At 63.6% G+C, this 6,450-nt stretch carries 7 protein-coding genes and 1 pseudogene; 5 read left to right on the top strand and 3 right to left on the bottom strand.

Annotation, left to right across the window (positions count from 1 at the left end):
• Both Q7T45_RS21460 and Q7T45_RS21465 read right to left on the bottom strand, forming a co-directional pair.
• The coding region (locus tag Q7T45_RS21460) for an alpha-E domain-containing protein (RefSeq protein ID WP_304873376.1) at nt 1-482 on the bottom strand (482 nt) is incomplete at its 3' end.
• Between the two features lie 61 nt (nt 483-543).
• Complete coding sequence (locus Q7T45_RS21465) at nt 544-1,962, bottom strand: circularly permuted type 2 ATP-grasp protein (RefSeq protein ID WP_304873377.1); 1,419 nt, start codon at nt 1,960-1,962, stop codon at nt 544-546.
• Nucleotides 1,963-2,206: 244 nt separating this feature from the next.
• Between Q7T45_RS21465 and Q7T45_RS21470 the strand changes: the two genes are divergently transcribed.
• The 3 genes from Q7T45_RS21470 to Q7T45_RS21480 all read left to right on the top strand — a co-directional run bounded on the left by Q7T45_RS21470 (nt 2,207) and on the right by Q7T45_RS21480 (nt 4,274).
• The gene (locus tag Q7T45_RS21470) at nt 2,207-2,947 is read left to right on the top strand and encodes a molybdopterin-binding protein (protein WP_304873378.1); all 741 of its coding nucleotides are present in this window, start codon (nt 2,207-2,209) and stop codon (nt 2,945-2,947) included.
• Nucleotides 2,948-2,975: 28 nt separating this feature from the next.
• Complete coding sequence (gene gpt / locus Q7T45_RS21475) at nt 2,976-3,503, top strand: xanthine phosphoribosyltransferase (RefSeq protein WP_304873379.1); 528 nt, start codon at nt 2,976-2,978, stop codon at nt 3,501-3,503.
• A 147-nt stretch (nt 3,504-3,650) separates the two neighbouring features.
• Nucleotides 3,651-4,274, top strand: coding sequence for a hypothetical protein (locus Q7T45_RS21480; RefSeq protein WP_304873380.1), 624 nt, complete (start codon nt 3,651-3,653; stop codon nt 4,272-4,274).
• 88 nt (nt 4,275-4,362) lie between these two features.
• Here the strand turns inward: Q7T45_RS21480 and Q7T45_RS21485 are convergent, their stop codons facing one another.
• Nucleotides 4,363-5,385 (bottom strand): methionine synthase, encoded by a 1,023-nt coding sequence (locus tag Q7T45_RS21485; protein ID WP_304873381.1) that lies wholly within the window; start codon nt 5,383-5,385, stop codon nt 4,363-4,365.
• 132 nt (nt 5,386-5,517) lie between these two features.
• Here Q7T45_RS21485 and Q7T45_RS21490 point away from each other — a divergent pair, with 132 nt between their 5' ends.
• Both Q7T45_RS21490 and Q7T45_RS21495 read left to right on the top strand, forming a co-directional pair.
• Nucleotides 5,518-6,216 (top strand): glutathione binding-like protein, encoded by a 699-nt coding sequence (locus Q7T45_RS21490; protein ID WP_304873382.1) that lies wholly within the window; start codon nt 5,518-5,520, stop codon nt 6,214-6,216.
• 167 nt (nt 6,217-6,383) lie between these two features.
• Nucleotides 6,384-6,450, top strand: a pseudogene (locus Q7T45_RS21495) (2-hydroxychromene-2-carboxylate isomerase); the annotation flags it as partial.

The following is a 6,450-nucleotide window of genomic DNA, read 5'->3' on the forward strand; positions in this document are numbered from 1 at the left end:
CAGTAGGCATCGTTGCGCAGCATGGTCCGGTAGGCCGAGCCGTCGAACCGCAGCGAGGTTTCCTGCACGAAGCGCAGGAACTTGGCCAGTTCCTCGCGGGTCTTGGTGCCCTTGCCCCAGACCTCCTGCAGGTCGATCCAGGCCGAGTTGATGTTGTCCCACATCTCGGAGGTCAGCGCGGTGCGTACCGAGCGCGAATTGAGCCTGGCGTTTTCGATGCAGTTCTTGATCGAGGAGGGGTTGGCCGGCGAGAACGACAGATACTCGACCACGTTCTGTTCGTCGGCTTCCTCGTAGATTTCGTAGAAACTGGCGCTGACGCCGGCGGTCAGCAGCGCCGAATCCCATTCGTTGGTCTTGCCGATATAGGTGTTCGGAAGTGCTGTGACCCGCAGCGTCGCCTCGATGGTGCGCGCGAGATATTCGGCGCGTTCGACGTAACGGGCCAGCCAGTACAGGTTTTCGGCGGTGCGTGACAGCATGCAGGAATCTTGCTCTCTCTACTCGTCCACTATCCGAATTCTATTCGTCGAGAATCCAAACCTACTCGTCTAAGATCCACGTATCCTTGGTGCCGCCACCCTGGCTGGAATTGACCACCAGCGATCCCTCCTTCAGCGCCACCCGCGTCAGTCCGCCCGGCACGATGGTGACGTGGTTGCTGCCGGTCAGCACGAACGGCCTGAGATCGACATGGCGCGGCGCGAGGCCGGATTCGACGCAGGTCGGGCAGGTCGACAGCGCCAGCGTCGGCTGGGCGATAAATCCCTCGGGCTCGCGCTTGAGCTTGTCGCGGAACGCCTCGATGGTGTCCTTGGTGGCCGCGGGCCCGATCAGCATGCCGTAGCCGCCGGAGCCGTGCACTTCCTTCACCACCAGTTCGCTTAAATTATCGAGCACGTAGGCCAGATCCTTCGGCTCGCGGCAGCGCCAGGTCGGCACGTTCTTCAGGATCGGCTCTTCGCCGAGATAGAATTTCACCACCTCGGGCATGTAGGAATAGACCGCCTTGTCGTCGGCGATGCCGGTGCCGACGGCGTTGGCCAGCGTGACATTGCCGGCCGCATAGGCCGACATCAGCCCGGGCACGCCGAGCGCCGAATCGGGGCGGAAGGTGAGGGGATCGAGGAAGTCGTCATCGACCCGGCGATAGATCACGTCGACCCGCTTCAGGCCCTCGGTGGTGCGCATGAAGACCTCGTCGTTCTTGACGATGAGGTCGCGGCCCTCGACCAGTTCGATGCCGAGCTTGTCGGCCAGGAACGAATGCTCGTAATAGGCGGAATTGTAGACCCCGGGGGTCATCAGCGCCACCGTCGGCTCCGACGAGGCGCTGAGCGGCGCCACCGAGCGCAGCGCCGACAGCAGTTCGTCCGGATATTTCTCCACCGGGGCGACGCGGTGGCGGGCGAACAGGTCCGGAAACAGCCGCATCATGATTTCGCGGTTTTCCAGCATGTAGGACACGCCGGAGGGCGTCCGCGCATTGTCCTCCAGCACGTAAAATTCTTCCGGATTGATGCGGACGATGTCGATGCCGGCGATGTGGACATAGACGTCGTGTGGCACGTGCTGGCCGTTCATCTCCGGCCGGAATACCGGGTTCTGGAAGATCAGGTCGTCGGGAATGATGTTGGCGCGCAGGATGTCGCGGCCGTGATAGATGTCGCGCAGGAACATGTTGAGCGCGCGCACCCGCTGCTTCAGGCCCTTGTCCAGAATGGCCCATTCCCTGGCCGCCATGATCCGCGGGATCACGTCGAACGGGATCAGCCGTTCCTGGGCCTCGGCGTCGCCATAGACGGCAAAGGTGATGCCGATCCGGCGGAACAGCAGCTCCGCCTCCTGGCGGCGATACTCCAGCGCCTCCGGCGGCGTCTCTTTCAGCCAGCGGGACAGTTCCTGGTAGGCCGGCCGGATCTCGCCCCCGGGCCCATTCATTTCATCGAACGCAACTGCCATATATCCCGACGCTTTGCTCGGCCATTTTCCTTGGCCATTCCAAGACCATGCGAGACAGTGCATGACTGAAAGGGATGGTAGCAAGGGCCGGGCCAGCGCGATATGCATTCACCGAGGGCATTTGGTAGCAAGGGTTCCAGCCGCTGCCTCAAAAAACGGCTGGCCGGTGCTTATTTCGGCAGCAAAACCCCGTGACTTCAAGGCGTTGCTTGCGCACAGTCACTACAGAGGGCGAGGAAAGACCATGAGCGAGATCGTCACCGCGGGCATTCTGGTGATCGGCGACGAGATCCTGTCCGGGCGGACCAAGGACAAGAACATCGGCTTTATCGCCGAATACCTGACCAATATCGGGATCGACCTCAAGGAGGTCCGCGTCGTCGCCGACGAGGAGGCCGATATCATCGCCGCCCTCGATGCGCTGCGGCATCGCTACGATTATGTCTTTACCACCGGCGGCATCGGGCCGACCCATGACGACATCACCGCCGACGCCATCGCCAAGGCGTTCGGCGTCGGTATCGACCACCATCCCGAAGTGGTGGCCAGGTTCAAGGAGCGCTGGGGAGCCCAGGATCTGAACGAGGCGCGGCTGCGCATGGCACGGATTCCCGACGGCGCCGAACTGATCCAGAGCGCCACCATCCTGGCGCCCGGCTTCAAGATCGGCAATGTCGTCGTGATGGCCGGGGTGCCCACGATCATGCAGGCGATGATGGACATCGTGGCGCCGAAGCTGAAATCCGGCGTCCGGATGCTGTCGGAATCGGTTCGCGCCAATGCGCGGGAAGGCGACGTCGGCGGTCCCTTGCGCGAAATCGCCGCCGCCCATCCCGACACCGTGATCGGCAGCTACCCGTTTCAGGACGAGGAAAAGAAGCCGAACACCAATCTCGTCGTCCGCTCGCGCGATCCGGAAAAACTCGCTGCCGCGATGAACGCGGTCAAGGAGATGCTGGCGGGACTGAACATCACCACCCGCTAGCGGATCATTCGAAGGCGAACGGGGAGCGATGATGGCGGAGCATCCGGAATTGAGCGCGCAGGAGAAGGCCGGCAAGGCCTTTCCGGTGTCGTGGGACCAGTTTCACCGGGATTGCCGGGCGCTGAGCTGGCGGCTCAATGACGTCGGGCCCTTTCATGCCATGGTCGCGATCACCCGCGGCGGGCTGGTGCCGGCGGCCATCGTCGCGCGCGAGCTCGGCATTCGCGTAATCGATACCGTCTGCATCGCCAGCTACGACCACACCAAGCAGGGCGAGCTGCAGGTTCTCAAGGGCGTTTCGGCCGAAGTGGCAAGACTCGGCGGCGGCAGCGGCAAGGGCCTGTTGATCGTCGACGACCTCGTCGATACCGGCAAGACCGGGCGGCTGGTGCGCACGATGATGCCGGATGCGCATTTCGCTGCGGTCTACGCCAAGCCGCAGGGCCGGCCGCTGGTCGACACCTTCATCACCGAAGTATCGCAGGACACCTGGATCCACTTTCCCTGGGACACCGCGCTGTCATTCCAGCCGCCGATCCGCGACGGTAGGGTGTAGCTTTTTTCTTACCTCGCCCCGCTTGCGGGGAGAGGTCGATCACGAAGTGATCGGGTGAGGGGGACTCTCCGCGAGTCCGGCTGTTGAGAGTCCCCCTCACCCCAGCCCTCTCCCCGCAAGCGGGGAGAGGGAGAAGAAGAGACAGAGATGCCGCTGCAAAACCGCGTCACGCCGACCGGCGACATCGTCGCCACGCCGCATCGCGGGTTGTTCACCGGCAATCGCGGCATCATCCACGATCCCCTAACCAAAACCCTGACGCGGCGCTGGGCCAGCCAGGCGTGGTTGACCTGCGTGTGCGAATTCCGGGGACGCCGGCGCGCGGTGATGGGCGGCCGCAGCTGGACCGAGTTGTTCTTTCTCGATGAAGCCACCGCGCTCGCCGCCGGGCATCGCCCCTGTTTCTATTGCCGCCGCGACGATGCCGACCGGTTTCGCGAGGCGTGGGAACAGGGCAACGGCGTCAGCCGGGTTCTCGCGCGCGACATCGATGCCGTGCTTCACCGCGAGCGGATGGATCGCGGCAGGAAGCGGCTCACCCCGCTGGCGGTGCCGCTCCGCGATTTGCCCGACGGCGCGATGCTGCAGGAGGGGATGGAGAGCTATCTGGTCGTGCGAGGCCGGCCGCTGAAATGGTCGCCAGCCGGCTATAGCGCCGTGGCTGATGCGATTTGGGGCCCCATGCTGCTGACGCCCCCCTCGACGCTGCGGGCGCTGGCGGCGGGATATGTCCCGGTGCTGCATCCGAGCGCGGTGGAATTGGTGCCGTAGAGGCCGTCATTCCGGGGCGCTCGCGCAAGCGAGCGAACCCGGAATCTCGAGATTCCGGGTTCGCGCTGACGCGCGCCCCGGAATGACGCTACCCCAACCTCTCCCTTGCCAGCTTCGCGCCCGCGCCCAGCGCCATCAGCTTCGCCTCCGCGATATCGCGGCGCATCGGCGCCATGCCGCAATTGGTGGTCGCGATGATGTTGCTCTTCGGCACGAACTTTGAGACGGCCTCGATCACCTTGACCACATCCTCCGCGGTCTCGACGGTGTCGCTGGCGACGTCGATCACGCCGGCCTGCACGATCTTGCCGGTGAGCAGCGCCAGCAGGTCCAGCGGCACCTTCGAATTGCGGCACTCGATTGCGACCTGCTGGATCGGGCTTTTGGCGATCGCCGGAAAGATATCCTCATACTGCCGCCATTCAGCGCCCAGCGTTTCCTTCCAGTCGGTGTTGGCCTTGATGCCGTAGCCGTAGCAGATGTGCACGGCGGTGGCGCAGGTGAGGCCCTCGGCGGCGCGCTCCAGCGCCTTGATGCCCCAGTCCGAAACCTCGTCCATGAAGACGTTGAAGGCGGGTTCGTCGAACTGGATCATGTCGACGCCATCGGCCTGCAAGGCCCTGGCTTCCTCGTTGAGCAGTTCGGCAAAGGCGAACGCCATCTTGACGCGATCGCCATAATAGCCGTCGGCGACGGTATCGATGATGGTCATCGGGCCGGGCAGGGTGAATTTCAGTTTTCGCGTGGTGTGGGTGCGGGCGATTCGGGCCTCGTCGGCGTGGACGCGGCCCTTCAGCCGCAGCGGCGCCACCACCTGCGGCACCATCGCCTTGTAGCGGTCCTTGCGGATTCCCATCTCGACCTTGTGGGCGAAATCGATGCCCTCGATCTTCTCCATGAAGCCATGGACAAAATGCTGGCGCGCCTGCTCGCCCTCGGTGACGATGTCGATGCCGGCGTCCTCCTGCAGTTTCACCGCCAGCAACGTGGCGTCGCGCTTGGCCCGCGCCAGTTCCTCGCCCTTGGATTTCCAGGGCGCCCACAGCGTATTGGGCTCGGCCAGCCATTCCGGCTTCGGCAGCGAGCCGGCGATCGTGGTTGGAAACAGCATGGTGGGCCTCCCCGGGGTTATCGTTTGCGTCTGTGTGCCATGTTCGCAAGGGGCCCCACAAGACCGCCTTGATGACTGGAAGGGGTTGTCGCCGCGGGCTAGGATGTGGGCAGCTTCCCTCAGGGTGAACCCATGATCGACCTGCACTACGCGCCGACGCCGAATGGCTGGAAAATCTCGATCATGCTGGAGGAACTCGGGCTTCCCTACACCGTGATTCCCGTCAACATCCGCTCCGGCGAACAGTTCAAGCCGGAATTTCTCGCCATCAGTCCGAACAACCGGATCCCGGCGATCGTCGACCACGCGCCATCAGATGGCGGCGAGCCGTTTTCGGTGTTCGAAACCGGCGCGATCCTGATCTATCTCGCCGAAAAGACCGGCCGCTTTCTCCCCGGCGACATGCGCGGCCGTTCCCGGGTGGTGCAGTGGGTGATGTGGCAGATGAGCGGGCTTGGGCCGATGCTCGGCCAGCACGGCCACTTTGCGCTCTATGCCGCCGAGAAAATTCCATACGCCATCGAACGCTACCGCGACGAGACGGCGCGGCTCTATGGCGTGCTCGACCGCCAACTCGGCAAGACCGGAGCGCATGTCGCGGGCGATGACTATTCGATCGCCGACATCGCCTGTTTCCCCTGGACCATGACCCACAAGGCACAGGGCTTTACCCTCGACGATTACCCCAACATAAAACGCTGGTACGCCGTGGTCCGCGCCCGGCCGCAGGTACAGGCCGGGCTGGCGATCGGCAAATTCGTCAAGGAGCCGTTCGACGAGGAAGCGCGAAAGAACATGTTCGGGCAGAAGGCGAAGGAGCTACGCTCTTAACCTCTCCCCGCTTGCGGGGAGAGGTCGAAATTCGCGCGAGCGAATTTCGGGTGAGGGGGACTCTCCGCGAGTCCGAATGCGCGGAAAGAGCCCCGCACCCCAACCCTCACCCCGCGAAGAGCGGGGAGAGGGAGTAAGAAAGAAAACCAACAAAAGGAAACGCCACCATGATCGAAGTCTTCTTCGACTGCTCCAGCCCCTGGACCTATCTCGCCTTCCACAACATCCAGCCCA

The organism is Bradyrhizobium sp., assembly GCF_030646015.1.
In the GTDB taxonomy this organism is placed as follows: Bacteria; Pseudomonadota; Alphaproteobacteria; order Rhizobiales; family Xanthobacteraceae; genus Bradyrhizobium.

Bases quoted from the DNA above. Each gene is read 5' to 3' on its own strand.
- Q7T45_RS21465 (WP_304873377.1), bottom strand. From the start codon at position 1,962: ATGGCAGTTGCGTTCGATGAAATGAATGGGCCCGGGGGCGAGATCCGG.
- Q7T45_RS21470 (WP_304873378.1), top strand. From the start codon at position 2,207: ATGAGCGAGATCGTCACCGCGGGCATTCTGGTGATCGGCGACGAGATC.
- gpt (WP_304873379.1), top strand. From the start codon at position 2,976: ATGATGGCGGAGCATCCGGAATTGAGCGCGCAGGAGAAGGCCGGCAAG.
- Q7T45_RS21480 (WP_304873380.1), top strand. From the start codon at position 3,651: ATGCCGCTGCAAAACCGCGTCACGCCGACCGGCGACATCGTCGCCACG.
- Q7T45_RS21485 (WP_304873381.1), bottom strand. From the start codon at position 5,385: ATGCTGTTTCCAACCACGATCGCCGGCTCGCTGCCGAAGCCGGAATGG.
- Q7T45_RS21490 (WP_304873382.1), top strand. From the start codon at position 5,518: ATGATCGACCTGCACTACGCGCCGACGCCGAATGGCTGGAAAATCTCG.